This is a genomic window from Aquimarina pacifica (assembly GCF_000520955.1).
Lineage (GTDB): Bacteria > Bacteroidota > Bacteroidia > Flavobacteriales > Flavobacteriaceae > Aquimarina > Aquimarina pacifica.
Window position 1 is genome coordinate 208,704 of sequence record NZ_JACC01000006.1, and the last position, 26,467, is coordinate 235,170.

23 protein-coding genes, 1 tRNA gene and 2 pseudogenes are annotated in these 26,467 nt (G+C 35.0%); 20 read left to right on the forward strand and 6 right to left on the reverse strand.

The window, feature by feature from the left end:
- Positions 1 to 126: 126 nt before the first annotated feature.
- From DZ60_RS0104540 to DZ60_RS0104610, 15 genes and pseudogenes are all read left to right on the forward strand, one after another.
- Positions 127 to 378, forward strand: coding sequence for a hypothetical protein (locus DZ60_RS0104540; RefSeq protein WP_152537363.1), 252 nt, complete (start codon positions 127 to 129; stop codon positions 376 to 378).
- Between the two features lie 108 nt (positions 379 to 486).
- Complete coding sequence (locus DZ60_RS0104545) at positions 487 to 1,650, forward strand: cation:proton antiporter (RefSeq protein WP_051477570.1); 1,164 nt, start codon at positions 487 to 489, stop codon at positions 1,648 to 1,650.
- 581 nt (positions 1,651 to 2,231) lie between these two features.
- A pseudogene (locus DZ60_RS24645) lies at positions 2,232 to 2,469 on the forward strand (deoxyhypusine synthase family protein); the annotation flags it as partial.
- Positions 2,470 to 2,474: 5 nt separating this feature from the next.
- Positions 2,475 to 2,780 carry a hypothetical protein gene (locus DZ60_RS0104555; RefSeq protein ID WP_025740841.1) on the forward strand — a complete coding sequence of 102 codons (306 nt, stop codon included), beginning with the start codon at positions 2,475 to 2,477 and terminating at the stop codon, positions 2,778 to 2,780.
- A 12-nt stretch (positions 2,781 to 2,792) separates the two neighbouring features.
- Positions 2,793 to 3,209, forward strand: a complete 417-nt coding sequence (locus DZ60_RS0104560; RefSeq protein WP_025740842.1) for a VOC family protein — start codon at positions 2,793 to 2,795, stop codon at positions 3,207 to 3,209.
- A gap of 5 nt (positions 3,210 to 3,214) precedes the next feature.
- Positions 3,215 to 3,994 (forward strand): RMD1 family protein, encoded by a 780-nt coding sequence (locus DZ60_RS0104565; protein WP_025740845.1) that lies wholly within the window; start codon positions 3,215 to 3,217, stop codon positions 3,992 to 3,994.
- Complete coding sequence (rimK, locus tag DZ60_RS0104570) at positions 3,931 to 5,385, forward strand: 30S ribosomal protein S6--L-glutamate ligase (protein ID WP_025740847.1); 1,455 nt, start codon at positions 3,931 to 3,933, stop codon at positions 5,383 to 5,385. Before DZ60_RS0104565 ends, rimK begins: the two co-directional genes overlap by 64 nt.
- Positions 5,382 to 5,969 (forward strand): SET domain-containing protein, encoded by a 588-nt coding sequence (locus DZ60_RS0104575; RefSeq protein ID WP_025740849.1) that lies wholly within the window; start codon positions 5,382 to 5,384, stop codon positions 5,967 to 5,969. Before rimK ends, DZ60_RS0104575 begins: the two co-directional genes overlap by 4 nt.
- Before the next feature lie 49 nt (positions 5,970 to 6,018).
- The gene (locus DZ60_RS0104580) at positions 6,019 to 6,435 is read left to right on the forward strand and encodes an NUDIX hydrolase (RefSeq protein WP_025740851.1); all 417 of its coding nucleotides are present in this window, start codon (positions 6,019 to 6,021) and stop codon (positions 6,433 to 6,435) included.
- Between the two features lie 11 nt (positions 6,436 to 6,446).
- Positions 6,447 to 6,701, forward strand: coding sequence for a hypothetical protein (locus tag DZ60_RS0104585; RefSeq protein WP_025740853.1), 255 nt, complete (start codon positions 6,447 to 6,449; stop codon positions 6,699 to 6,701).
- A 195-nt stretch (positions 6,702 to 6,896) separates the two neighbouring features.
- Positions 6,897 to 7,250 (forward strand): hypothetical protein, encoded by a 354-nt coding sequence (locus DZ60_RS0104590; protein WP_025740855.1) that lies wholly within the window; start codon positions 6,897 to 6,899, stop codon positions 7,248 to 7,250.
- A 19-nt stretch (positions 7,251 to 7,269) separates the two neighbouring features.
- On the forward strand, positions 7,270 to 7,515 hold the full coding sequence (locus DZ60_RS0104595) for a hypothetical protein (RefSeq protein WP_034228653.1): 246 nt from the start codon (positions 7,270 to 7,272) through the stop codon (positions 7,513 to 7,515).
- A 110-nt stretch (positions 7,516 to 7,625) separates the two neighbouring features.
- Positions 7,626 to 8,969 carry an NADP-specific glutamate dehydrogenase gene (gdhA, locus tag DZ60_RS0104600; RefSeq protein WP_025740859.1) on the forward strand — a complete coding sequence of 448 codons (1,344 nt, stop codon included), beginning with the start codon at positions 7,626 to 7,628 and terminating at the stop codon, positions 8,967 to 8,969.
- Positions 8,970 to 9,092: 123 nt separating this feature from the next.
- Positions 9,093 to 9,485 (forward strand): hypothetical protein, encoded by a 393-nt coding sequence (locus DZ60_RS0104605; protein ID WP_025740861.1) that lies wholly within the window; start codon positions 9,093 to 9,095, stop codon positions 9,483 to 9,485.
- A 26-nt stretch (positions 9,486 to 9,511) separates the two neighbouring features.
- Positions 9,512 to 10,102 (forward strand): DUF6134 family protein, encoded by a 591-nt coding sequence (locus DZ60_RS0104610; RefSeq protein WP_152537364.1) that lies wholly within the window; start codon positions 9,512 to 9,514, stop codon positions 10,100 to 10,102.
- Between the two features lie 18 nt (positions 10,103 to 10,120).
- On the opposite strand, the pseudogene corA reads toward DZ60_RS0104610, so the two are convergent.
- The 3 genes and pseudogenes from corA to DZ60_RS0104625 all read right to left on the reverse strand — a co-directional run bounded on the left by corA (position 10,121) and on the right by DZ60_RS0104625 (position 12,429).
- Positions 10,121 to 11,180: pseudogene (corA, locus tag DZ60_RS22495) on the reverse strand (magnesium/cobalt transporter CorA).
- A gap of 309 nt (positions 11,181 to 11,489) precedes the next feature.
- Positions 11,490 to 11,762: a hypothetical protein gene (locus tag DZ60_RS0104620; protein WP_025740866.1), complete on the reverse strand. Its 273-nt coding sequence runs from the start codon at positions 11,760 to 11,762 to the stop codon at positions 11,490 to 11,492.
- Between the two features lie 594 nt (positions 11,763 to 12,356).
- A tRNA-Met gene (locus DZ60_RS0104625) sits at positions 12,357 to 12,429 on the reverse strand.
- A gap of 387 nt (positions 12,430 to 12,816) precedes the next feature.
- On the opposite strand from DZ60_RS0104625, the gene leuC reads away from it, so the two are divergent.
- The 4 genes from leuC (at position 12,817) to leuB (ending at position 17,714) form a co-directional block, all read left to right on the forward strand.
- On the forward strand, positions 12,817 to 14,214 hold the full coding sequence (gene leuC / locus DZ60_RS0104630) for a 3-isopropylmalate dehydratase large subunit (RefSeq protein ID WP_025740868.1): 1,398 nt from the start codon (positions 12,817 to 12,819) through the stop codon (positions 14,212 to 14,214).
- 39 nt (positions 14,215 to 14,253) lie between these two features.
- Entirely contained in the window at positions 14,254 to 14,850 is a 597-nt protein-coding gene (gene leuD / locus DZ60_RS0104635) for a 3-isopropylmalate dehydratase small subunit (protein ID WP_025740870.1), read from the forward strand.
- A gap of 166 nt (positions 14,851 to 15,016) precedes the next feature.
- Positions 15,017 to 16,540, forward strand: coding sequence for an alpha-isopropylmalate synthase regulatory domain-containing protein (locus DZ60_RS0104640; protein WP_025740872.1), 1,524 nt, complete (start codon positions 15,017 to 15,019; stop codon positions 16,538 to 16,540).
- A gap of 115 nt (positions 16,541 to 16,655) precedes the next feature.
- Positions 16,656 to 17,714, forward strand: coding sequence for a 3-isopropylmalate dehydrogenase (gene leuB / locus DZ60_RS0104645; protein WP_025740874.1), 1,059 nt, complete (start codon positions 16,656 to 16,658; stop codon positions 17,712 to 17,714).
- Positions 17,715 to 18,612: 898 nt separating this feature from the next.
- On the opposite strand, the gene DZ60_RS0104650 is transcribed toward leuB, so the two are convergent.
- From DZ60_RS0104650 to DZ60_RS0104660, 3 genes are all read right to left on the reverse strand, one after another.
- A complete protein-coding gene (locus DZ60_RS0104650) occupies positions 18,613 to 19,761 on the reverse strand; it encodes a site-specific integrase (protein ID WP_025740876.1) in 1,149 nt (382 codons plus the stop codon).
- A 207-nt stretch (positions 19,762 to 19,968) separates the two neighbouring features.
- Positions 19,969 to 20,193, reverse strand: coding sequence for a hypothetical protein (locus tag DZ60_RS0104655; protein WP_025740878.1), 225 nt, complete (start codon positions 20,191 to 20,193; stop codon positions 19,969 to 19,971).
- A gap of 215 nt (positions 20,194 to 20,408) precedes the next feature.
- Positions 20,409 to 20,801 (reverse strand): response regulator, encoded by a 393-nt coding sequence (locus DZ60_RS0104660; protein ID WP_025740879.1) that lies wholly within the window; start codon positions 20,799 to 20,801, stop codon positions 20,409 to 20,411.
- A 467-nt stretch (positions 20,802 to 21,268) separates the two neighbouring features.
- Between DZ60_RS0104660 and DZ60_RS0104665 the strand changes: the two genes are divergently transcribed.
- Positions 21,269 to 26,467 (forward strand): DUF11 domain-containing protein (locus DZ60_RS0104665; RefSeq protein WP_025740880.1); only part of this gene is annotated, 5,199 nt, incomplete at its 3' end.

The window sequence follows — 26,467 nt, forward strand, 5'->3', positions numbered from 1 at the left end:
TTATATCATAATGAATTTCAATAAGTTACGTAAGTTTTTATTCAAAAAATGTGACCTAAGAAATATTAATGTGTCAAATAATAAAAGTTGAAATAAGTTGAACCCAGTTAATAACCCCAAATGCTTATGAAAAAAACAAAAGATGATGTAAAAGGCGTGAAAGGAAAAAGTACGAACTCCTTTAAACCACACTCACAGTTAACTCCGTTTAATGAGGTAAAAAAACAATTTGATCTTTTTGATGAAATTATATATAGGACTGATTTATTTTATCTTAACATCATGTGTAAATTAAAAAAGTATTCTGAGTCAATTTGGTCTATTATTATCTTATTGTTTGTTGGTTATCTTATCATTTGGTTACTCAAAAACTTTTAAAAACACCTATGCCGAGCTATCAAAAAGCTCGGTTTTTTTATTTCTAAATTTCATTATTGTTACTCAAAAAAAGCTACATTTAATGGTCTTAAAACAAACCATTTTTTGATGCTGGCAATTTCCTCTTTAGACCCTATTATAACACTTGTAGCCATACTTGCTGTATTAGTAATTGCAGTTAGTATGATTCTTAGAAAATTTAACCAAACTTATATTATAGGCTATATTTTGGTCGGTGTAATTCTTGGTGAACACGGCTTAAATGCCATACAGGATGCGACTTCAATTCATCTCCTTGGAGAGTTAGGCGTTATTCTATTGTTGTTTTTTATTGGCATGGAAATCAACCTTATTGATTTCTTGAAAAGATGGAAACTTGCTGTTATAGGTACCCTTTCACAAATAGCTATTAGTGTTGTTTTGGTATTATGTATAGGTTATTATTATGATTGGAACTTTGCTCGTTCCGTAGTTATTGGTTTTGTTATTGCCTTAAGTAGCTCAGCTGTGGTAATTAAACTTCTTCAGGATAAGAACCTTATAGATACCAAAGTTGGCAAAAACGTTCTAAGTATTTTATTGGCTCAAGATGTTGCCTTAGTACCACTTCTAATCATTATTTCTCAATTAGGAGGAAAATCAGAATCAACAGAAAATATTATACTAATGATCGTTGGAGCGGTTTTAATTGTAGTCATCCTAGGATATATCTATATAAAAGGCGCTATCGTGTTACCCTTTTCTAAAAAAATATACCGCGATCACGAGTTACAGGTATTTATGGCTGTATTTTTATGCTTTGGATGTGCTTTAGCCACATCTCTTTTTGGAATATCTGCTGCTTTAGGAGCTTTTGTTGGAGGCATGATCATTAATGCAGCTCGGGCAACACACTGGATTCACGATACCTTGCATTCTTTTAGGATATTGTTTGTTTCCTTCTTTTTTATTAGTGTAGGCTTACAAATTGACCTGACATTTATCTATCAAAATTTACTCACAATTTCTATTACAATTGTTGTGGTTTACATTACCAATCATTTATTAAACTCTTTGATTCTTCGGGTATTTTCGTGCAATTGGAAAGAAGCCATTTTAGGAGGTGCACTGCTAGCACAAATTGGTGAATTGAGTTTTCTGCTAAGCTCTACCGCTTTTAACTTGGGAATTATCGAAAATTTTGGATATAACTTTACAATTAGTTTGATCTCATTGACCCTGGTGGTTAGTCCTTTTTGGATAGGGATTACAGAAAAAATTATCAAAAAATAGGCAAAGTTCAAATTGAAGATTTCTTAAGGCTAATTAACTTCATTTAGTGACCATAAAAAATTCTTGAATTAATACGACGCACTGTAAAATTTGATGTCTCAAGTTATGGTTTTATAGGCCTGATTTTTTTAACATTTAAAAATTAACAAAAAAAGTTTTTGATATCACTTTTTTATTACATTTGAATATAATTAATAATGAGTCCGTTAAGGACGCATTGCCTACATAAATGAAAACGTTTTTCAGATTCGGGCTTAGGAGCATAAAGAAGTCTACTCCAAAAGCTGCCTCAGGGATGGGGAACCGAATTCTCAGGCTGACTTCCAAAAAGCATGCAATTGCACTTCAATTTTTTGAACGGATAAAATTCGTTCCCTACACCATTTCTATTATTCGAGTATGAGATAATTGATATAAATGGCAAAGTCATTTTTCGTATCATTTTTTATTTTTTTAATCTCGTATAATGAAATGATCCATAGGTTTTTAGGCTATTTTGGTCTGTGTTTCTAATGGTGAATTTCATCTGCAATTCAAAAACAAAACAGATGAAAACAAAATATATCGATCAAACCTTTCATTTCACTATTTGTGTAGTACCCCTGTTATATCAGTTTACGGAACGTACAGATACTCCTTTTTGGAATTATTTCTGCCAAATAAGTGACTCAACAACAAGTTATGGGTCTTATAGTGGAGCTGTGCCTAATGAAAAGATTACCTGGGGTAAATTGGATTATAGACACTTCAAAGTTCATTATTGAATCAGATGCTACCATTGTAACACCATTAATACTTGCCTATTTACTAGATATGTAGACAAAATGAGAACAGAACGAAACGCACATTTAAAAAAGGTAATTGTTGATTACAAAAAACTCAACAATAACATCCTGGATCTATTAGTGACCACATATCCGGATGGATATGATGATGAAGATGTCATCATTTTTAGAAATGCTCAAAACGAAATAGTCGAGTGTGTAGAGGTAAAAACCGAAGATACACTATACCTGGTAAAAGTTAGTAAACGCCTTGTGACTGCTATGGAAGACTATAGTGAGACCGATGACAGTGATGATGAAAAAGAACTGGACATACCTGAAGAACAAGAAATAGAAGAAGATTAAAATAATAAAACAATGAAAAAGGCAGAATTTCATTTGGCTCTTCCCTGTGAAGATCTAGAAAAAACAAAAAACTTCTATGTATATAAACTAGGGGGGCAATTAGGAAGATATTCAGATACTTGGATTGATATCAATTTTTATGGAAATCAAATAACCTTTACAAAAGCAGGAAACTTTAATTTTAATTTTAAAAATTATCGTTTAGGTGAACAGGTACTGCCTTCTTTTCATTTTGGAGTGATCATTGATTCTGAAAGATGGGATACGTTGTATTTACGACTTTGTTCAATGAATCTTGAAGTAACAACCGAAGTAACATTTTTCGAAAATAAAGTGGGAGAACACCTCTCCTTCTTTATTAAAGATCCAAATGGTTATTCGGTAGAGTTTAAAAGTTTTAAAAACCACGGAGAGATATTCACCGTGTAACAAAAATGAAGACACAAGCATATGCGGTACAAATTGCGGATGTAATTTCGATAAAGAATTGCAGAAAAAATTTCGAGGCTGAATTATTATTCTTTGATACAGATGAACTGTTTTACGAATATTATCAAGGGCAATATATCTATATTTTCAAGTATGGAGTGATTTGTTTTTATAATATCAGTAAAGATAATGCTGAAGAGATTTGTAATGATATATTGATGTATGGTAAAAATTTCATTGGAGAAGAAGTTTCTGAAAACATCAACATAACTATTGGAGGAAAATCCAATACAGTATCTTTTGGAACTGTTACCCTGAAGAAGTTTAACGTAGAATCATTACGCCTTATCATGCTTAATGTTTCTCAATCTGTTGCACTTGATAATTATTCAAACATCTCAGAACAGATCTTAGAAGACACCAAGGTACACACCACCTATCTTGAAGAAAAAGGCAAGTTGGATATCAGTGGTAAAAACCTAAAGAAATATATTGGGCGCGTATTAAACATCAAAAATAAAATTTCAGAAAATCTCTACATATTTGACTCTCACGATGTGACTTGGGATGATGAAACCCTCAACAAACTCGATGAGGATCTTAAACGTGTTTTTGACTTAAAAGACAGATGTCGAAGTATTCATGATCAGATCGAAATTATAAAAGAAAACCTTGAGCTATTTAAGGACATTATGTTTCATAAAGAAAGTAGTAAGCTAGAATGGATCATTATCATTTTAATTCTGGTGGAAGTCATAGATATGTTCATTATAAAATTAATATAAATACAAAAAAGACATTGGAAGTAAAAGACCTAAAAATAATTGGAAGTGAAGAATGGTGCGTATTCAACGAATTTGGCATTCCGGCTATCAAAGCACGTGTAGATTCTGGAGCAAAAACCTCTTCAATACAAGCAAATAATATTAAACTCATTCATAAAGGAACTGAAGAATGGGTACGCTTTGAGGTCAACCCTATTCAGGATAATAGAAGCATCATAATACCTTGTGAAACGAAACTTCACGATAAGCGTGTAGTAAAAAGTTCGTCTGGAATTTCAGAACAACGTTTTGTTATCAAAACACCTGTATCCTTGAATGGAACTACCTTTGACATCGAGCTTACCTTAGCTAATCGAGACGCTATGGAATTCAGAATGTTGTTAGGACGTGAGGCATTGATTGATAGATACATTGTAAACCCATCTGTAAGTTTTGCACAGCAAAATTTTACAAATGATGAGATTCAAACAAAGTATAGACCTTTTATTAAGGAAAAATCAGGATTAAAGATAGCCTTACTTGCCAGTAATCCTGAACTGTATAGCAATAAACGCATTATAGAGGCAGGCATTGCCAGAGGTCACGAAATGGTATTTCTAAACGTAGAGCAGGCTTATATGAAATTAGATGCTACAGAACCTGAAATACGCTACCGCGGAGGAAACATCATTGATGAATTTGATGCTATTATCCCAAGGATACGACCATCAATGACTTTCTATGCGTGTGCATTAATCCGACAATTTGATTCTATGGGAGCCTTTTGCTTGAATACAGCAGAAGCGATTACCCAATCCAGAGATAAGCTATTGGCGACCCAACTTTTTGCCAAACACGATATTCATATCCCGATTACGGGATTTGCAAAGTCTCCTCTAGACACCAAAGACTTGATCAAAATGGTAAATGGAGCCCCGCTGATTATTAAACTCCTAGAAAGTACTCAAGGAAAAGGCGTTGTGCTAGCAGAAACCAATAAAGCAGCAGAAAGTGTGATCAACGCTTTTAAAAGTGTACAAACCAATATATTAGTACAGGAATTTATAAAAGAAGCTAATGGCCAGGATATTCGATGTTTTGTAGTCAATGGCAAAGTAGTAGCATCCATGCAAAGACAAGCTGCAAAAGGAGAATTTAGAGCTAATATTCATCAAGGAGGTGCTGCTTCTAAAATTAAAATTACAGCAGAAGAACGAAAACTAGCGATTAAAGCAGCTAAAATATTGAATTTACCAGTTGCAGGGGTTGACATTATTCGATCCAATAAAGGTCCTCTTTTATTAGAAGTGAATTCATCACCAGGACTAGAAGGGATAGAAAATGCTACCGGATTAGATATTGCCAATATTATGATTGAAGCCATTGAAAAGAAGTTAAAATTTAAACGATGATACATCCCGATACAGAAATACGGTTTATAAGCAATGAAGTTGGCTATGGTGTGGTAGCAAAAGAATTAATTCCTATAGGAACGATTACATGGATATTGGATAAGTTTGATCGTGAGTTCACTCCAGATCAGTATGAAATATTAGAGCCTATTTATAAGAACATTTTGGAAACCTACGCTTATAAAAACAATTTGGGTAATCAAGTATTATGTTGGGATAACGCAAGGTTTGTAAACCATAGTTTTAATGCAAACTGCCTTACAACTGCTTATAACTTCGAACTGGCGGTTAGAGATATTTATCCAGGAGAGCAATTAACCGATGACTATGGCTATCTGAACATTGATAGTCCTTTTAGAGGAATTGATGAAGGAACCAGGAGAAAAATTGTGTATCCAGACGATTTGCTGAAATATCACAAATCTTGGGACAAAAAATTAATCAAAGCTTTCAAATATGTGTCCAAAGTGAAGCAGCCCTTAATTGGATTGTTGGATGAAAAGCTATGGCAATTAGCTGTACAGATCGAAAAAGGAGAAAAAGAAATGGAGTCCATATTAAAAAATTATCACTACAAGGTATAAGAGTGAAAAAACAAAGCAATACAGTCATTTAATTCAACATTAACTGCCTATGAGAATCAAAAAACATAAAGAAAAGTCTCGTCTAATTGTTTATCAGGGAGATGAACTTTTAGTGCTTCAAAAACATACCGCCGAGCTTGAGTATGGACTTATAGGAGGCTTTCTAGAGCAAGGAGAATCTCCGGAAACTGCATTGATGAGGGAAGCTTACGAAGAAGTAGCAATTCAACTCTCAGAACAAGACTTGGAGTACCAATGTTCTATTACTATCGAGCTAAAAAATAAACACAAGCTTTCTAAACACTATTTTGTTTGTAAAGATGCAAACAAATCATTTTCACTCAATGAGCCTGATAAGTTTAGAAAAATTGAGTGGGTCTATTGGAAAGATGCCATAAAATTTCTGGGGAAATCAGATAGAAAAGTAGTGAAATCCTTATTTAAACCTTGTAAACTGAATTATTAAAATCAATAGATATGAATGGCGCTATTATTAATCAAAATGTAGAGTATGGGGTATTTAAGAAATACTACGATGGGTATTATCAATTCAAGATGGAAAACAACGAGATTATTGTATTTGAAGAAGTGTCTCCTGTAGTAATTAGAAAATTTGACCTTAAATCAGATAGATTCAAAGGCAAAAGTTTTGAAATCACCTATTCAGAATATATTGAAGATGATGATGAAGATTTTGTGTTCTTCAAAATTGAGAAATTGGAATTAGCTTAGAATTATTAATGATAAAAAATTAAATCAATTTAAATGTGACCTCTTGATTAAAAATGTGTCACAATCTTAAAAATAAAATTGCAATCAACCCATCACGTGTAAGTATCTAAGAGATGATTTACTAAAAGCACCAGACTTGAGGTGATAATAATCTGGATTTTTTAAAAACATAATAAAACTTAAATCTTACATATCATGAAAAATTCAAAAAACGTAGTATTCGTTCTAATTACATTCTTTTTTTGCAGCGTAACTGCTAATACGCAAGCTTTAGATAAAGATACAGAAACCATCACAGGTGTATTTGATAGTTTTGATGGAGAGCACTTTATCTTCAGCTATACTAATGAAGAAGATGAAGAGGATGTCATAGTTTTTGCAAAGGCCAACTCAGAAATTCTTAAGAAGTTTAACCTTAGTAGTGAGAAATTTATGAGTAAAACTTTTAATATCACTTTCATTACAGAAACCGAAACAGAAATTGATGAAGATGGTGACGAGCAAGAATACAGTTTTAGAACAATTGTTGACTTAGAATTGTTAGACTAAACCTAAAATATTCTAAGTGATGAAAATAGCTAACAAAATATCAATGCTACTAGTGATCTTTTCACTAATCTTGTTTTCCTGCAGAGAAACCAAAAAGGAAGAACCATTAGTAGAAATCCAAACTGAAAAAGTCGCTCCAGAGACTAGCGAAGAGGATGGTGAGGAAGAAAATATAGAATCAGAAAAAGAGTATGATTCAAACGAAGGAGAGAGTGAAATCGAAGAGTCTGAAGAAGAAACCGATACACTTTCAATAGAGGAATAATTCAAGCTCAACTAGTGATTAAAAGCACTCATAGGGCTAAAAACCGTGAGTGCTTTTTTATTCATCTCATTAGAGCAAACAGTTCAACACTTTTCTTAAATAATACGAACGTGAAAGACAAAATAGAAACTTTTATGGAAGAAGTAAGAGCTCGAAATATGCACGAACCGGAGTTCTTACAGGCAGTACAAGAAGTTGCAGAAACAGTCATCCCTTTTATTGCATCTCAGGAAATTTATGACGGTAAAAATATCTTACTTAGAATGGTTGAACCCGAAAGAGCCATTACTTTTAGGGTGCCATGGGTAGATGATAAAGGTGAAATTCAGGTAAACCGCGGTTATCGCATTCAAATGAACTCTGCCATTGGTCCTTATAAAGGTGGGCTACGTTTCCATCCCACCGTAAATATGAGTGTTCTTAAGTTTTTAGCTTTTGAGCAAGTATTTAAAAATAGCCTTACTACTCTACCAATGGGTGGTGGAAAAGGAGGTTCTGATTTTAACCCAAAAGGAAAATCGGATAACGAAATTATGCGCTTTTGCCATAGTTTTATGAGCGAACTTTTTAGACATATCGGTCCGAATACCGATGTTCCTGCAGGTGACATTGGCGTGAGTAGTCGTGAGATAGGATATTTATTTGGGATGTACCGCAAAATCAAAAATGAGTTTACAGGAGTTCTTACAGGTAAAGGCTTAAGCTGGGGAGGGTCACTAATACGTCCTGAAGCTACTGGCTATGGTACTGTGTATTTTGCTGAAAGTATGCTGGCAACCAGAAAAGATACAATAAAAGGGAAAACAGTTTCTATTTCCGGATCGGGTAACGTAGCACAATATGCCGCAGAAAAAGTAATTCAGTTGGGAGGAAAAGTGGTTACACTATCTGATTCTTCGGGATATATTTATGATAAAGATGGTATTGATCAAGAAAAATTAAAATATATAATGCACCTCAAAAATGTAGTTAGAGGAAGGATTAACGAGTATACTAAAAAATATTCTTCAGCTACATTTTTTGAAGGAGAAACACCCTGGAATACCACTTGCGATATTGCCTTACCTTGTGCAACCCAAAATGAACTTAATGGTGAAGATGCCAAAGCTCTCATCAAAAATGGTTGTATTTGTGTGAGTGAAGGTGTTAATATGCCAAGTACCCCAGAGGCGATATCTGAATTTCATAAAGCAAGAATTCTATTTGCTCCTGGTAAGGCATCCAATGCTGGTGGTGTGGCAACCTCTGGACTAGAAATGACTCAAAATTCGTTGCGCTACAATTGGACACGCGACGAGGTAGACCAAAAACTGCAACAGATTATGGCTAATATCCATAAATCGTGCCTAGAGTATGGTACTGAAGACAGTGGTTATGTGGATTATGTAAAAGGAGCTAATATAGCAGGTTTTGTAAAAGTTGCTGATGCAATGTTGGCACAAGGAGTGGTATAAATATAAATGAGCCCCAATTCTAATTAACATATTGATTCACAACCGATTTATTTGTTAAACCAAACGAAACCGCTTTTATGGCGGTTTCGTATTTTTATAGATGTTTCATCAAAATAAGAATTAATGATACCAGAACAATTACAGAATAAGGAGTTTTATAAAAAACTTGCTCATCTTTTTTATGCAGTCTCAATGGCCGACAAAAAAATGGTGATCGAAGAAAAACGTAAGATAGTATCCTATGTAGAAAAATACTGGTCACATTCTTTTGATAAAAATGATAGTAAAGAGATAATTTATGAGACAATCCGCGAATTGATTAAAAAACAAATGACCTCTGAAGAAGCTTATCAAGTTTTTAAATCTTATTATCAAAGCAAATCTGACGGGTTTTTAAAAGACCTTTGTCAAAAAATAATGGAAGCTTCAGATGGTATTGCAACTTCTTTTTCAAGGAGAAATAAATCAGAACTGATATTACTTACCAAACTTCATAAATTATTATTCGAAAGTTAAGATTTGTATATTTAATTTATTCCAAAATGAGTCACAGATTTTACATACTACTATTCGTTTCAATCATTAGTTTGTCGGTTTCAGCCCAAACCAACGTTTATGATATTATTTCTAAAAAAGACACTTTGGGAGTTCTGAAAGTTTCAAAATTGAAAGAGGGAGAAAATGTATTATATATCATCTATCATATAGAGATGAAAGTAAAATTGGTTGTTAATATACAGATGAAATATACTATTAAGGCAAGGTATGATCAAAATCAATTAATACAAGCCAGTGTTAACAATTTTATAAATGGTAAATCACATCATTCATCCGATATCACATGGTTAGACTCTATTTACGTACTCACTACAAAAGGTAAAAAGCAACGAAAACTTACTGAAAAGATTCGTTACAGTGGTATTCGCCTTTTCTTTGATGAGCCTACTAATATTAAAAAAGTTTTTTCAGAATATACAGGACATAATGGAAGCATCAACAAAATTAGTGCTGGTATTTACGAACTTACTTTGCATAGCGGTAAGAAAAACAAATATTTCTATAACAATAGTGAATTAGTAAAAGCTAATATCAACAACTCGCTTATTCATTTTGATTTGGTTTTAAGAAGATAATAGATAATGAACGTAAATTTATAACCATTTACGCCGCCTGAAATAAACAATCAAGCCTATAAATATGATTAAAAGAACAGCCCAAAATATATAATATCCATACTTATATTTAAGTTCAGGGATATTTTCAAAATTCATTCCGTATATCCCGGCAAGGAATGTTAAAGGGATAAAGATAGTGGCGATAATGGTAAGCATCTTCATTCATCTTATTGCTAATAGTGGTCATATACATGTCCATAAGACCCCAAATCATATCGCGATAAATCTCCACATTTTCAGATACCTGAATAATATGATCATATAAATCTCTAAGGTAGAATTGTGTTTTTTTAGCTACCAACTTATGCTCACTTTTTTCTAATCGATTCACCACTTCACGCAATGGAAATACCGCTCTTCTTATTTTTAGGATTTCCCTTTTCAAACTTTGTATATCATAGGTAATGTCGTCATTGGGTTTTTCTTCAAAAAGTTCATCTTCTAACTCTTCGATCTTATCTCCCATTGCTTCAATCAAGTTAAAATAATTATCTACAACAGCATCCATTAAGGCATACAGTAAATAATCCGATCCCATAGATCGAATCCTTCCCTTATTATTTCTTATGCGATTTCTAATTGAATCAAAAACATCACCATCGGATTCTTGAAACGATATGACAAAACCATCACCTAAAACAAAACTGATATGTTCAATAGCTAGTTTTTCATCCTGATCAAAATATAGCATCTTTAATACCACAAAGAGGTAGTTTTCATACTCGTCAATTTTAGGGCGCTGTTGTGTATTTGCTATGTCCTCTAGGATCAATGGATGTAAATTGCAATATCCCCCGATTTTCTCAATAGCCTCAGTATGGTTAAGCCCATTTATATTGATCCAAGTAATAGGTTTTGAATCAATAAAAGAATAGGCATCTTCAATATGATCTAATTCCTTTTCCTCAAAGAAAGTTTTATCATAATCAAAGACTTCAATGTATAAATCACTTGAAGTTTTTTTACCTACATAAACAACCGAACCGGGAGCTAATCCAAGAGTCTTTTTAACGGATGATTGTGTCGTTTCTTCCATAAATATCGCTGTTATTCATCCCTACAATGTAATATATTAACAGTACCTTTACAAGAGATGCTAGTATGAATTAATTATGGAAAAAATTAAACCACTTTTTGATAAAGTCCTGTAGGCTATCGATGAATTTAAAGGAAAAATTGAAGTTGCTTCTGTCGCGATAGAAGTTACTGCTTTTCCAAAATAAAAAGAGGCTGAAAAGGGGGATTCCAGCCTCAAACAATCCGCTAGTTTAGGGGGATTGTGTCATCACATCAATCAAAAAACTTCTATTTATTCTAAATCAAATTTTAAGTTTTAGTTCTAAAACTATTCACAAAACTCGGCATCACAGGCTTCATCTTGCCTTTGTAGAGATGAAAAATAATTATCATCGAATAACTCTGTAGCATCATCAATAGCGGATTTCTTTATCAAAAATAACGTGTCATCGATTTTCAATTTTATCATCTCAATGTCTTCATTCGCAGCACGAGCAAAAGTCATTACATCACTATTTGCAAATCCATTAGGATAAGCCGCAACTATTTTGGATATTAACTCTGGTGTTAGATATGTATAATCTACTTTTACTTTTTTCATGTCGAATTATTTAATGTTTTATTATTTGACACCTTTTCGAACTAAAAGTCACATGTCTCCGATTAATTTTAGACTTTCAATTTTGAAAAGTATCAAAGACTAAATTTTCCATACGGATAGTCTAATATTATTTTTCATAATCATAAATCTTGTCCCTAATATCATCGATAAAACTTTGCTCAAATTAGATTACCTGCAAAAGGTATACTAACTAGTAAAATATATTCCCAAAGTCAAAACAGAAATTTGTGGTACACGATTTTACCCACAAAAAACGAATCAAGCCTAATAGTAGATCAACCTAATTTTTCGTATAAACACATCTTTTTCATCATATTTTACAAAAATCCCCCCACCAAAACCCTCCACCTATATCAAATATATGAACCATATCTTTTCTTTAAACAGAAATCAAAAACCTTACTATCAATTACTTACATTTAAAAATGTAGAAATATATCGAGTATGAGTCCTTCGGGTGGAAAAGGCGACGTACACTCCTTATTCTATGGTTAAAAATGAGTTTTTCGAGCTAAATTGGATGTAAAATAAAAAAGCTAAAACAATGATTATCAAAGTTTTAGCTTCTAAAAGTAGCGGGAACAGGACTCGAACCTGTGACCTTCGGGTTATGAGCCCGACGAGCTGCCTACTGCTCTATCCCGCGATGTATAATTTATAATTTACTTGTCTCTTAAACTTCGAGTTATGAGCTCGACAAATTATGTATTACTCCTTGCGGACGGCAAAGATACAAACTTTTTTAGTTTAAAAAAGGATTATTAGAAAAAACTAACAATCTTTTTAAAACCTCTTCGTTAACCATTGATTTTAAAACATATACTAACAAAAAAACAATATTAATTCGCAAAACACTCATTTTTTTTATCAAATCACTTAAAATATGCCATATTATTGAAAAATACTCAAAACTAATACAGACATTATAATTTTATTAGCAGGTATCTTCAGTATCTCGTAAATTTGTATCCTTTTTAACGTTTTAATAACAAGATGCAAAAAGCGTCGTCACTATAGAGTAAAGATCATAAAAATGAGTAAGACATTATTTGACAAAGTGTGGGATTCGCACGTAGTACGTAAGATAGAAAATGGACCCGATGTATTTTTTATTGATCGACATTTTATCCATGAAGTAACAAGTCCGGTTGCATTCCTTGGCCTAAAAAGCAGAGGCAATACCGTATTATATCCAAACCGCACCTTTGCAACAGCAGATCATAATACACCGACAATCAATCAACATCTTCCTGTAGAAGATCCATTATCTGCCAATCAGCTAAAAGCATTAGAAGAAAACGCAACAGAATGGGGAATTTCTCACTGGGGATTAGGACACCAAAAAAATGGAATCGTTCACGTAGTAGGACCAGAAAACGGAATTACACTTCCGGGTGCTACAATTGTATGTGGTGATTCGCACACCTCTACTCATGGAGCCTTTGGGGCTATTGCATTTGGGATCGGTACCTCAGAAGTAGAGATGGTACTTTCTACACAATGTATCATGCAGCCTAAACCTAAGAAAATGCGTATTAACGTAAATGGTGAACTTGGTTTTGGTGTAACACCAAAAGATGTTGCTCTATATATTATCTCTCAATTAACTACTTCTGGAGCAACAGGATACTTTGTAGAGTATGCTGGTGATGTATTTAGAAATATGACTATGGAAGGTCGTATGACTGTGTGTAACCTAAGTATAGAAATGGGTGCACGTGGAGGAATGATCGCTCCCGATGAAAAGACATTCGAATACATAAAAGACAAACCATTAACTCCAAAAGGAGAAGCGTGGGATAAGGCCATGACCTATTGGAAAACATTATCTACAGACGAAGATGCTGTTTTTGACAAAGAACTTACTTTTAATGGTTCAGATATCGAACCTATGATTACCTATGGTACCAATCCAGGAATGGGTATTGGTATCACCAACAACATCCCTACTGCAGAAGCCGTAGAAGGAGGAGCCGCTACCTACAAGAAATCCTTAAGTTATATGAACTTCTTAGAAGGAGATTCTATGATAGGTAAACCGGTAGATTTTGTTTTCTTAGGAAGTTGTACTAACGGAAGAATCGAGGATTTTAGAGCCTTTGCTTCTATCGTAAAAGGAAAAAAGAAAGCCGATAATATTACCGCTTGGTTGGTTCCTGGATCTCACGAAGTAGAAGCCCTAATCAAAGAAGAAGGAATTCTAGATATTATTACAGATGCTGGGTTTACCCTAAGAGAACCAGGATGTTCTGCATGTTTGGCCATGAATGATGACAAAATACCCGCAGGAAAATTAGCAGTAAGTACATCTAACAGAAACTTCGAAGGAAGACAAGGACCTGGATCAAGAACATTGTTAGCAAGTCCGCTTGTAGCTGCAGCGACTGCCGTTACAGGAGTAGTAACAGATCCAAGAACGCTTTTAGTGTAACACAAAAAAGCAAAACAGTAATTATTAAAAAGAAAAAAAATGGCTTACGATAAATTCGATATATTAACTAGTTCAGCAGTTCCGTTACCCATAGAAAATGTAGATACGGATCAAATCATACCCGCTCGTTTCCTAAAAGCCACAGAACGTAAAGGATTCGGAGACAACCTATTTAGAGATTGGAGATATAATGATGATGATTCTCCTAAAGAGGATTTTGTATTCAACAACCCAAAATACAAAGGAAAAATTCTTGTAGGAGGAAAAAACTTTGGCTCAGGATCATCTAGAGAACATGCTGCTTGGGCAGTATATGATTACGGTTTTAGATGTGTTGTATCAAGTTTTTTTGCTGATATTTTTAGAGGAAACTGCCTTAATATTGGGGTATTACCAGTACAAGTGAGTCCAGAATTCTTAGAAAAAATATTCAAAGCTATCGATGCAGACCCTACTACAGAAATCGAAGTAGACCTCAACAAGCAAACGATTACTTTATTAGTATCAGGTGAATCAGAATCATTTGATATCAATGGATACAAAAAAGAAAATATGCTTAATGGGTATGACGATATCGATTACCTTACAAAAATGAAAGCCGAAATTCAGGAATTCGCAGAAGCACGTCCATTCTAAAGATATATTGGGCGTTCGGGCGGGCTATTCGTTATATCTTTTCTGCCTTTACAGGACAGAAAAGGATACCACTGCTATCCCTAACGCATTTTGACAACGATTGACAATGTAAAAAGACCTGTCTGGTTTCCATAACCAGACAGGTCTTAGAAAGAAAAAAAGACTCATGAGCCAACGATCAATAGAAATCATGGATACTACCCTCAGGGATGGTGAACAAACCTCGGGAATATCCTTTTCTGCTTCAGAAAAACTTACGATTGCCCAACTTCTTATAGAAGAATTAAAAGTTGATCGTATCGAAGTAGCATCGGCTAGAGTATCAGAAGGAGAATTCGATGCCGTAAAAAATATCATTGATTGGGCGACAGAAAATGGATATGCTGATCGAGTAGAAATATTAACATTTGTTGATCAAGGCAAATCCATACAATGGATGAAAGATACAGGTGCTAAAGTGCAAAACCTCCTTACCAAAGGATCGCTAAACCATCTCACGTATCAACTAAAAAAGACTCCCGAACAACATTTCGAAGATATTCGAGATACTTTTACTCAAGCACAAGAACAAGGAATAACCAACAACATTTATCTAGAAGACTGGAGTAATGGTATGCGCAACTCTCCTGAGTATGTATATCAATTTTTAGACTTTTTGACCACCCAACCAGTCAAGCGTGTATTACTTCCGGATACATTAGGCGTATTAATTCCGTCAGAGACCTATCAGCATTTGACAGCTTTGCGCAAGAAGTACCCTAATTTGCACTTTGATTTTCATGCACATAATGACTATGATCTTGGGGTTGCCAATGTAATCGAAAGCATAAAAGCGGGTGTTAATGGGTTGCATTTGACCATGAACGGCATGGGTGAACGAGCAGGAAATGCACCATTAGCAAGTGTTGTCGCAGTAATCAACGACTATTTACCCGATGTAAGCATCAATGTAAAAGAATCTGCTTTATACAAAGTAAGTAAGCTTGTAGAAACATTTTCTGGGTTCAAAATCCCAGCAAATAAACCTGTTGTTGGCGACAATGTGTTTACACAAACAGCAGGAATTCATGCCGATGGCGATAACAAGCATAATCTATATTTTAATGACCTAATGCCAGAGCGTTTTGGAAGAAAACGCAAATATGCATTGGGAAAAACATCTGGCAAAGCGAATATCGAAAAAAACCTTCAGGAGTTAGGACTTAAACTAAGTGCAGAAGATATCAAAAAGGTAACACAAAGAATTATTAAACTAGGGGATAAAAAAGAAGTAGTTACCCAACATGATCTCCCCTATATTATCTCTGACGTTTTAGACAGTAAGTCCTATAAAGAAGCTGTAAAAATTAAGTCTTATGCACTTAACCATGCCAAAGGGCTAAAACCCTCTGCTACCGTAGCAATACAGATAGAAGATGAAGTAATTGAACAACATGCACAAGGCGATGGGCAGTACGATGCTTTTATGAATGCACTAAGCAAAGTATACACTCAAAAAAACAAAACCTTACCTCAACTTATTGATTATGCCGTACGCATACCGCCAGGAAGTAATTCTGATGCCCTATGCGAAACGATCATCACCTGGAAAATAGAAGAAAAAGAATTTGTAACACGAGGATTGCATTCTGATCAAACTGTATCGGCTATAAAAGCCACTGAAAAAATGTTGAATATTATAGAATTATAAAAATAGTAGCCTCAAATTGTCTGTCTGAGCATGTCGAAGACAATTTGATCCTAACACACCAAATAATTTCGGCAAGCTCATTAAATAAACAAATAAACATTTTAGAAATATATCAATGGAATTAAATATAGCACTACTACCAGGAGATGGTATCGGACCAGAAGTTATTGATCAGGCTGTAAAAGTTTGCGATGCAATTGCTAAAAAACACAATCACAACATCAATTGGACCTCTGCACTTACTGGTGCTGCTGCTATAGATGCAGTAGGAGAGCCATATCCAGATGAAACTCATGAGATTTGTGCCAATGCAGATGCTGTTTTATTCGGAGCTATTGGTCACCCTAGATTTGATAATGACCCTTCTGCAAAAGTGCGTCCGGAGCAAGGATTACTTAAAATGCGTCAAAAACTAGGATTATTTGCTAACGTAAGACCTACATTTACCTTTCCTTCATTAATTGACAAGTCTCCACTAAAAAGAGAACGAATAGAAGGAACAGACCTTGTTTTTCTTCGTGAACTTACAAGCGGTATTTATTTTGGAAAAAGAGGAAGAGAAGACAATGGTAATACTGCATATGATACCTGTACCTATACCAAAGAAGAAATTACTCGTCTTGCCAAAAAAGGATTCGAAGCGGCTATGGCACGCAGTAAAAAACTATGTTGCGTAGATAAAGCTAATGTACTAGAATCCTCTCGTTTATGGAGAGAAACCGTACAAGGCATGGAAAAAGATTACCCAGAAGTAGAAGTAAGCTACGAATTTGTAGATGCAGTAGCAATGCGCTTAGTACAATGGCCAAATTCTTATGATGTATTAATCACCGAAAACTTATTCGGAGACATCCTTACTGATGAGGCTTCGGTAATCTCAGGATCTATGGGATTAATGCCATCTGCGTCTCTAGGAGAAAAAACATCCTTATTTGAGCCTATTCACGGTTCGTATCCACAGGCTGCAGGAAAAGATATTGCTAATCCATTAGCAACTGTACTTTCTGCTGCAATGATGTTCGAAACTGCTTTTGGACTTACAGACGAAGCAAAAGCTATACGTGCAGTAGTCGATAAATCCCTTAATGAAGGTATCGTAACCGAAGATCTTGCAGGTGATGATAAAGCATATAAAACAAGTGAAGTAGGAGATTGGTTAGTTGCCAATATCTAATACTAAGATATTAAGATATAAACATATCACTCACAATCACGTTAAGCCCCGTTTGATACCCGTTATCAAGCGGGGCTTATTTTTTTATTGTTTTGTCCTCAAAAACGTTACTTGTTTCTCCAAAAATCGATTCAAATACCAATTCTGTTTTTATTTTAGGTCAACCCCTATTTATGTAATAGACAATCTATTGTATTAGTGCATATCTTAGATTACCTCACTACTTAATTGAGCTATTTTGATTTCGGACAAAAAGTAAAATTACCCGCATTATAAAAGTGACCAATACCCAAACCAAAATTGCTTTGATCTGGATATTAGTTTTTTGTTTCTCTGCAAATAGCAAATAATATGAAGTTATACCTATTATACTTTGAATTTACTGTAAAAGAAAAATATTAATACTATTAATCAAGTGATTATAGCATAAAAGCACAAATAAAGAACAAAAAATCTGTTTTCAATAACAGATTTTTTTAGTTGTATCAAAATAAGAATAAACAAGTTCTACAAAACATAATAAAGATCTAAAGAGCAAATCTATTAACGAACCCAAAAAGCTCAAAGTATTGTTAGAAATTTTTACCTCTACTTATCTGGAGAAAAAACTTCTTTCAAATAGACAAAAAGTATCTTTTTAAACGTAAATATTTTTTAAATGTTTGTGTGGTATTTTCTGAGCTTGATATTTCAAAAGGATGATAAAGTTATCCTAGATAATAGGACTAGCGGTGCTTATAAAACTACTGGTTTTTCAAGCCTGTGAGTTTTTCTTTTTAAATATATGAAAACTCCATTTAAATAACTTAATTTCAGTAACTTGTGAAGTATTTCAGTTTTTGAATTGCACTTTAAAACCTGTAAAGTACAGTTCCAAAGTACGGTATTGTAATAGAATTTAATAGAAAATCTGAAACTCTTTAATTGCTTTATCTATTATTCTATGATCTACATAGTGTGTATCTAAAACTTCATCTGTGGAATGAGAAGACAATAACCTTGCATCCCCTTTCATCGCTTTTTTCAGATAGGTAAGGAGTGTTTTTCTAAGGCATTTAAAGTCCAATTCTTTGCCTGTATTGAGTTGTTTGTAGAAATGAGAAAAACCGCCGGATAATCGTTCTTTCATCCAAGTTGAAATAGGTTTTTTCCTATCTTGGAAAATAAGGTTCTGGTCCGATCCTTTATACTCTTGATATCCCAATTGATCAATCAGATCCTTGAAACCTTTGGTTATCGGTATGATTTTAGGAGGAACCACTTTGTTTTTAAATTTCGGGTTTCGCATAACTTTTAAGTTTGGAATTTCAATAAATATCGGTTTCCCATTACTTTCTTTAATCATATTCCATTTTAAGGCATAAATCTCTTCGCGTCTGCCTCCAGTGTGTATAGCGAGTCTAAATGCATCTTTAAGATACGGGGTATACCAGTTTAATTTTTGGATTCTACTTTTTGTGATCTTTTCTGCCTTTCCGTTTTCAGGAGTAATTTGTTTAAGTAAGCCCTCAAATTCTTCTTCGGTGATCGTTTCTTTGTTATGTACGGTAACTTTTTTCTCAAAAGATTCAAAAGGATTTATACTATTGAGGCGGTATGTTTGTAATGCCCACTTATAAAAACCACCTAAAGCGTACATCATTCTATTATAGGTATTGGCTGCATAGTCATCTAAATACTTATGAAAATACCCCACATACATATCGTTTAAGCGATCTACCCTAAGCAATCCCTTCTTATCAATATTATTTACTTCCAAAGCCTCATTGAATAGTTTTAACACTCTTGCTACTGCTTGCTGTCGACCTTTAGAGATATTCTTTTTTTTATGTTCTGGAACACCGATATCTGCATAAAAATCTAAGTAATCTAACTGCGCATCAAACAAATACATGCTTCGTTTTTCATTGGTCGTAACTTTATTAATCTTTTTGATTTCACTACTGAAATTAGCAGAAAACTCTCTAGCTTCGATCACTGTATTTTCATATTCGTCTGCCTCCAGGGTTTTACTGGTGGTTGCCTTGCCACTGAATGGGTTATGCATCCGTACCTGTATTTTTGTTTTTCAGGGGACTTGCAGGTCGAATATCGCTTTCCACTAGCACCGCATATAGGCTCTACGGGTTTGCCGTCTACTTTTTTTGTGTGTAAGAAAAATATTTACAACACTTGCTACAATAAATAAACATTCCCTTGTGTTTGTTTTGGGGAAGTTTTTTTCTTCTCATATTTCTTCGTTTTAAGTTAAACATTATAAACCTTTAGCAAAATTTTTTGCCAAGTCTGACTTTGGTCTTCGATACGAAGTCATTTTAACAGGTTCTTCTTTCGCGCACTCTGTTGCTAAAACGTATCCATATCGATCATTGGTCATATAGTATTTATACAGTTCTCCCCAATGCGTTGGGTCTTGTTCATTTAGGGTACTGATCATTTTACGATCTACCACTGCATTCACAAAAAATGAATACGTCATTAATTTGTTGCTAATTAGTATGGTTGGGATTTTGTGTTTAGTGATTCGTTATGAGTGTTCGTGTTTTTAATTGAAGTATGTTTTTTTTGTAACCTCTAGGCAAGAGTGCAGATGGGTACTGCCAACTACTCTATAATAAAATGTGATTGTAGTGCTAAACATAATTTCTGAACTAAACTAAGAAAAAGATCATTTTCAATTTATTAATCTTTAATTCAACTATAATATTTATAAAATAAAGCTTCAATGATTTTTAGATTTAAAGGTTTTATTAAATATTCTGAAACTAAATTTTTAGGAGAAAAACCTTGTAAATATTCTTTATTAATTGCTGACGATAAGATGAATGTTTTTGTATTTATTCTATTAGCATATAATTCCTCAAATGCGTCCAGAAATTCCCAACCGCTAATATCGGGCATATCAATATCCAAAAAAATTACATCTGGTTGGAATGTTGGATCAACGGCAAAACGCTCCAATACGGATATACCACTTACGAAAGCTTCAATTTTTTTAAAACGCTTTGATTTAAGCATTAAATAGCGATTTAAAAAATTAGTTGTTTTATTATCATCAATAAGTATGGTATGGTTGATTTTGTGCATAACATTACTTCTTTTTAGAAAAAATGAAAGTTACCTCAGATATAAAGGGTTAAGGAATATAGTAGCCAAATTATTTAGTGATTATCGGTGAAATCTAAGATATTTCGATATCAGGCAACTCTATAAATAAATAAGTAATTAATTGGCTGTTAATTTATTATGAGAATAAAAGGTGAAACCGTATTTATTTTGAGGGATATTTCCCTTACAATTACTTTGTTTTCTACTAACTTAGAAGTAGTGATTTTACAATTGCACTTAATCGACAAAAAGTGTTTTTTGTCCGCTTTGTCTGATTTTTTTCATTAATAAAATATAGAGGAAATACAAGATTTAAAGCATATTTATAATGAATTTTTGAATTCATAACGCTAACTAACTATTTCGACATGATAAAAAACTACTCGTGTTTCCCTGTTTCTTTTTTATATTATTATCATAACAAAAGCTTTAAAAAAAAAAGTTTTTTGTTTTCGGTATTTAGCCTAGTTTTTTTCTCTAATATTTATTCGCAAAACTGTTCGCCCAATGCAGGAGCTGATCAATTAATTTGTGAGACGGATGTACTAACACTTACAGGTTCTATATCAGGGCCAAGTTCCGGTTCTTCTTGGATACAAACAGGAGGTCCATCTGTAATTATAGACAACCCAACTTCTACAACAACAACTATCACAGGTTATTCAGGTGGAAACATTTATCGATTTACCTTAGTTGGAAATTGTGGAGATGGGGTAGATAACCAAGATGAAATGGAGGTTACGGTACAACCTATAACCGAAGCTTCTATAAGTGGCGGTAACTTAGAATCTTGCCCCGGAGGTGGAATTATCATTTTGAATGGTAGCCCTCCACAAAATGGAGAAACTATAGAATGGACTATAGAAGGTGGTAATTCAGCCGGAATAATTTTTAGTGTTACTAATCAAGCAACCACGTCTCTTACCTTGCCAGAAACTAGTTGCGGAACATCAATCATACGATATACACTAACCAACGAAGATGCATTGGGAACGAATCTAGATTGTGTCTCGTTTGACGAAATTACAGTTACCAATTATGGTGGAGTAACCAGTGTTGATGCAGGCGCCGATCAAACCTTAGATCAATGTTATACCTCTACACAGAATACAAATTTATCAGCTTCGTTTGGAGGTTGTGGTCTAGGGGGACAAAATGGAAACTGGTCGTTTGTTAGTGGGCCTAGTGCTCCTTCTTTTGCCGATGCTACTAATAATAATACAAATGTTTCTTCTTTAATTGAAGGAACTTATGTATTCCGTTGGTCCGTAAGCGGTCCTTGTGTAACTGGTACTGACACAGTAACCATAACAGTCCCTGCTGCTACCCAAGATATAACCGATGCAGAATCTGATGATAATAATATCATTTTTTGCGACACCTCTATTGATCAAGTAACACTGGTTGGTGATGAGCCTACTTTTAGTGGTGAAGAGGTGTTATGGGAGTATAGCGGTGATGATACAAATATTGTTTTTTCTGATCCAACGAGTCCAACTACCTTTGTTTCTGGATTAGATGATACTAATGATCCTTATACATTTACCTACACGGTTACTAATCCTGATACAGAAACTTCGGTAGGAGCAGGAGATGCTTGTAATTCGCAGCTAACAGTCACAGTGAGTTATGCTGATCCGGGCCCAATGATCGAGGCTAATGGTGGAAACGATATCCTTGGAGCATGTAATGAGTTTCAAATAGATATTCCGATAACCTTTAGTGCAGGAAATCAATTTCAATACAGTATCATTAGTGGTCCAGTTGATAACATTAACATGCCTGCACAAGTTGGTTACCCAACTCCTTATCAAGATTTCAGTCTCCCGGGAGGATCGGGAGATAGTTTTACGTTGGATTTTGTAGCTCAATTTGGATTGACAGGATTGGCAGAATTACCAAATGGAACTTATACGGTCGAATTCAGAAGAAATCAGACCGGTGAATTACTAATTAATTGTTCTGATGCAAGTTCTACGATCAACATATCGATTACCAGATCCCCTACTACACCAAGTGCAGGGGGAGATGTAACATTAGACTGTTCCTCTTCAACCACAACACTAACCGGTAATGCGATTGTTGTTGGTACTTCTACTTGGACTCAAATTAGTGGTCCGGCAACCGCAACTATAGACGATCCTTTTGCTCAAACCGTTAATTTATCAAATATGACTGTATCGGGAGAGTACATTTTTAGATATGATGTTACTGGTGGACCTTCTGATGGTTGTCAAGTTCCTCCTGATGATTTATCCGTATTTGTTTCTCCTAATACAATTAACACAGCAGTTATTGCAACACCGGACCAGATTGCATGTTTGGATACAAATTTTCAATTAAATGCAAATACGCCAGGACCCGGTCAAATAGGTACTTGGACCGTAAGTCCAGTTGGTCCTACTTTTTCAGACGCTAACGCCCCTGATGCTATAGTTTCTAATATGACTTTAGCAAATCAAACCTATACATTTACCTGGACAATAGATTTACTGGCCCCAGGTGCTGGTGGTGTTTGTCCTTCACCTAGTTCTGATACTGTAGATATTACTACAAATAATACTTTAGGGCCTCAAAATGTATCCGCTGGAACAGATCAATGTTTACCATCTGGAACTTCTACTTTTCCACTAAATGGTAGTGCACTTTCAGGAACAGAAACCGGAGAATGGACAAGCTCAGTTGCAGGAGTTTCTTTTTCTCCAGACGAATTTCAAAATAATGCAACGGCCAATTTTCCCGGAGACGGAGTTTATGAATTAACTTGGACGGTAACCGAACCAGGATGCCAGCCGGTATCTGCGGATGTAGAGATTAGTATTATTGGAGGCATTGCAGCCAATGCAGGAACAGATAAAAATGGTTGTGAAACTAGTTTTACCATGGATGCAGATCCACTACCTGCCGGTGCAACAGGATTATGGACGATCAATAGCGGACCTGCCGGATTTACTTTCACAGACAACACTAGTCCAACAAGTAATGTAACTTTTTCATTTTCTGGAACCTATGTTTTTGATTGGACGGTTTCTGGAGAAGTGTGTGGAGATGCCACAGACCAAGTTACTGTTGTCGTTGGAATCCCAACGACGGTCGCAAATGCAGGACCAGATCAGAATGTTTGTAATTCAGTTATTGGAACAGATACTACGGTTACATTAAATGCAAATGCTTTTGATACAACCACAGAAAATGGGTATTGGACTCTGTTATCAGGAGCTCCGAACTCTCCTGATATCGTAAACATCAATAATCCTAATACCGATGTTGAAGAACTAGTAACTGGGACCTATGTTTTTCAATGGAACATTTATGGTAGTGCTACTTGCCCTACTTCTTCGGATACTGTAGAAATTGAAGTTTCCGCCCCAGCGAATGCTGGAGATGATCAACAATTTTGTCAGTCCACTAGTGCATTATTAGAGGGAACACGAGGTTCTTCAGGTACTTGGACGCAAGTTTCAACAACTGGAACAAATGCCACAATTACCACTACAGGACCTAATACCGCGAATGCCGAAATCACACCTGGTACAGAATATGTTTTTCAATACGAACCAGATGATGTAACCTTTAATGATGGAACCCCCGCTACTTGTGATCCTGGAGTGGATACGGTTACCATTGGATCGATAGCATCTCCACCAGAACCTGATGCAGGACCTGATCAAGTAAAATGTTTGGATGATGCCCCAGTTAACGAAGTACAATTAAATGGATCAGATCCTTCTGGGATACCAGCTCCCGCAGTTTCAGGACAATGGGAAGTCGTATTTCCTGTTGGCGGCAGCGGAGCAAGTTTTGATGATGATACCTTGCCTAACGCGGTTTTGACCTTAACAAACCCTGGTTTATATATATTAGAATGGACTTATACCAGAGGAGCATGTATCAAATTAACTGATGTAGTTAGAATTAATGCTTTTGAACCTCCAAGTGATGCTATAGCAGGAACTCCTCAACCCAATGCATGTCAACTAGATTTTGTAACTGATGCTACAGAACCTACAGGTACTAGTATTGGTACTTGGACAATTACAGATGCACCTGGTGGTTTGCCAACTGAAACGACTATCGATAGTCCTAATAATCATATAACTTCATTATCCAATATAGAAGTTGGGACTTATGAATTAACATGGACTGTAACAAATGGGAATGGTTTTCCTGATTCCCCTTCATTATGTGACCCAAAAGTAGATACCGTTTCTATAACTTTTACAGATGTACCACCTAGTGAGGCAGAAGCTGGTCCAGATCAAGAGATTTGTGATGATCAAGTTACTATGGCTGCCTCACCTGTTACAGATGGAATCGGAACTTGGACACAATTATCCGGACCCAACACTTCTTCTATTTTATCTTCTAATTCTGAGAGTTCTTTAATTACTAATCTAATTGTAGGTACTTATGAATTCGAATGGACAGTGGTTAGCGGAGGATGTACTTTGACAGATACAGTTGAAATTATTGTTAATGATCAACCAGCAGTGGTTGATGCAGGGCCAGATCAAATGGTTCCGATCAGCAGTCCAGTGAACTTAAATGCTGTTTCTGCAGTACCATTTACGGGTACTTGGTCTCAAGTTTCTGGACCAACAACAGCCAATTTTTTAAATGTTAATTCAGAAACTTCTGGAGTTACAGGGTTGTCCATCGGAGTCTATGAGTTTCAATGGACCATAGACAATGGAATTTGTAATGCTGTTTTTGATAGAGTCATTGTTGAAATATTAGGCATATCAGATCTAGAACTTACCAAAACAGGTACTCCAACATCGGTTAATGTAGGAGATATAATAACTTTTGAAATTGCAATAACTAATAACGATACTGACCCTCTTAATGTAGATGCAACCGGTGTCGCTATCTCTGATGTAATTCCAAATGGATATGATTTAGTACCCGGTACCGTAAGTAATGGCGGAACTTTTAATGCAGGTGATAAATCGATTACTTGGAGTGGTTTAAATATAGCTAACGGGACAACAATAACTGTTTCATATGATGTTACTGTTAACGCTCCGGGAGCAGGAATTAGTTATACCAATAGTGCACAAATTACGGCAAGTGATCAGTTTGACCCAGATAGTGATCCAAATACTGATGATACCGTAGATGAAGATAACGCTGATGGAGATGGTGATCCAACAACTGGTGGGGATGATGATGATGAAGACACTGAAACCATTGAGCCAGCGCAAGCTGATTTGGAATTAGCAAAGAGTTTTACTGATGGTAATGGTGCACCAGCTGATGTTGGCGACATTTTAGTATTCAGTATAGAAATTACCAATAACGGAACAGATGATGCAACCGGTATTGCTGTAGAAGATATCGTTCCTTCTGGATATACCAATATCACTAATATCAGTAATGGAGGAATCTTAACAGATAATACTATCAGTTGGAGTGGTTTATCTTTAACCACAGCAGCAGGAACACTTATCTTAACTTACGAGGTAGAAGTAGATGCTCCAAACGACTTACCAGGGGAATATACAAACGTTGCTGAAATCACAGCAAGCGATCAATTTGATCCAGATAGTATGCCAGATAATGATGATGGAGATCAAGATGAAGATGATGAAGATAATGTCAGTATTCCTACTCCTGAGCGTTCAGATTTAAGTATTGCTAAGGTA

What these genes read in the sequence shown, in the direction of transcription:
- leuB (WP_025740874.1), top strand. Translation starts at nt 16,656, where the DNA reads ATGGAATTAAATATAGCACTACTACCAGGAGATGGTATCGGACCAGAA.
- leuD (WP_025740870.1), top strand. Translation starts at nt 14,254, where the DNA reads ATGGCTTACGATAAATTCGATATATTAACTAGTTCAGCAGTTCCGTTA.
- DZ60_RS0104545 (WP_051477570.1), top strand. Translation starts at nt 487, where the DNA reads ATGCTGGCAATTTCCTCTTTAGACCCTATTATAACACTTGTAGCCATA.
- DZ60_RS0104610 (WP_152537364.1), top strand. Translation starts at nt 9,512, where the DNA reads ATGAGTCACAGATTTTACATACTACTATTCGTTTCAATCATTAGTTTG.
- DZ60_RS0104560 (WP_025740842.1), top strand. Translation starts at nt 2,793, where the DNA reads ATGAAAAAGGCAGAATTTCATTTGGCTCTTCCCTGTGAAGATCTAGAA.
- DZ60_RS0104605 (WP_025740861.1), top strand. Translation starts at nt 9,093, where the DNA reads ATGATACCAGAACAATTACAGAATAAGGAGTTTTATAAAAAACTTGCT.
- rimK (WP_025740847.1), top strand. Translation starts at nt 3,931, where the DNA reads ATGGATCATTATCATTTTAATTCTGGTGGAAGTCATAGATATGTTCAT.
- DZ60_RS0104540 (WP_152537363.1), top strand. Translation starts at nt 127, where the DNA reads ATGAAAAAAACAAAAGATGATGTAAAAGGCGTGAAAGGAAAAAGTACG.
- leuC (WP_025740868.1), top strand. Translation starts at nt 12,817, where the DNA reads ATGAGTAAGACATTATTTGACAAAGTGTGGGATTCGCACGTAGTACGT.
- DZ60_RS0104660 (WP_025740879.1), bottom strand. Translation starts at nt 20,801, where the DNA reads ATGCACAAAATCAACCATACCATACTTATTGATGATAATAAAACAACT.
- DZ60_RS0104580 (WP_025740851.1), top strand. Translation starts at nt 6,019, where the DNA reads ATGAGAATCAAAAAACATAAAGAAAAGTCTCGTCTAATTGTTTATCAG.
- DZ60_RS0104655 (WP_025740878.1), bottom strand. Translation starts at nt 20,193, where the DNA reads ATGACGTATTCATTTTTTGTGAATGCAGTGGTAGATCGTAAAATGATC.
- DZ60_RS0104640 (WP_025740872.1), top strand. Translation starts at nt 15,017, where the DNA reads ATGAGCCAACGATCAATAGAAATCATGGATACTACCCTCAGGGATGGT.
- DZ60_RS0104585 (WP_025740853.1), top strand. Translation starts at nt 6,447, where the DNA reads ATGAATGGCGCTATTATTAATCAAAATGTAGAGTATGGGGTATTTAAG.
- DZ60_RS0104595 (WP_034228653.1), top strand. Translation starts at nt 7,270, where the DNA reads ATGAAAATAGCTAACAAAATATCAATGCTACTAGTGATCTTTTCACTA.
- DZ60_RS0104650 (WP_025740876.1), bottom strand. Translation starts at nt 19,761, where the DNA reads ATGCATAACCCATTCAGTGGCAAGGCAACCACCAGTAAAACCCTGGAG.
- DZ60_RS0104565 (WP_025740845.1), top strand. Translation starts at nt 3,215, where the DNA reads ATGAAGACACAAGCATATGCGGTACAAATTGCGGATGTAATTTCGATA.
- DZ60_RS0104590 (WP_025740855.1), top strand. Translation starts at nt 6,897, where the DNA reads ATGAAAAATTCAAAAAACGTAGTATTCGTTCTAATTACATTCTTTTTT.
- DZ60_RS0104620 (WP_025740866.1), bottom strand. Translation starts at nt 11,762, where the DNA reads ATGAAAAAAGTAAAAGTAGATTATACATATCTAACACCAGAGTTAATA.
- DZ60_RS0104575 (WP_025740849.1), top strand. Translation starts at nt 5,382, where the DNA reads ATGATACATCCCGATACAGAAATACGGTTTATAAGCAATGAAGTTGGC.
- DZ60_RS0104555 (WP_025740841.1), top strand. Translation starts at nt 2,475, where the DNA reads ATGAGAACAGAACGAAACGCACATTTAAAAAAGGTAATTGTTGATTAC.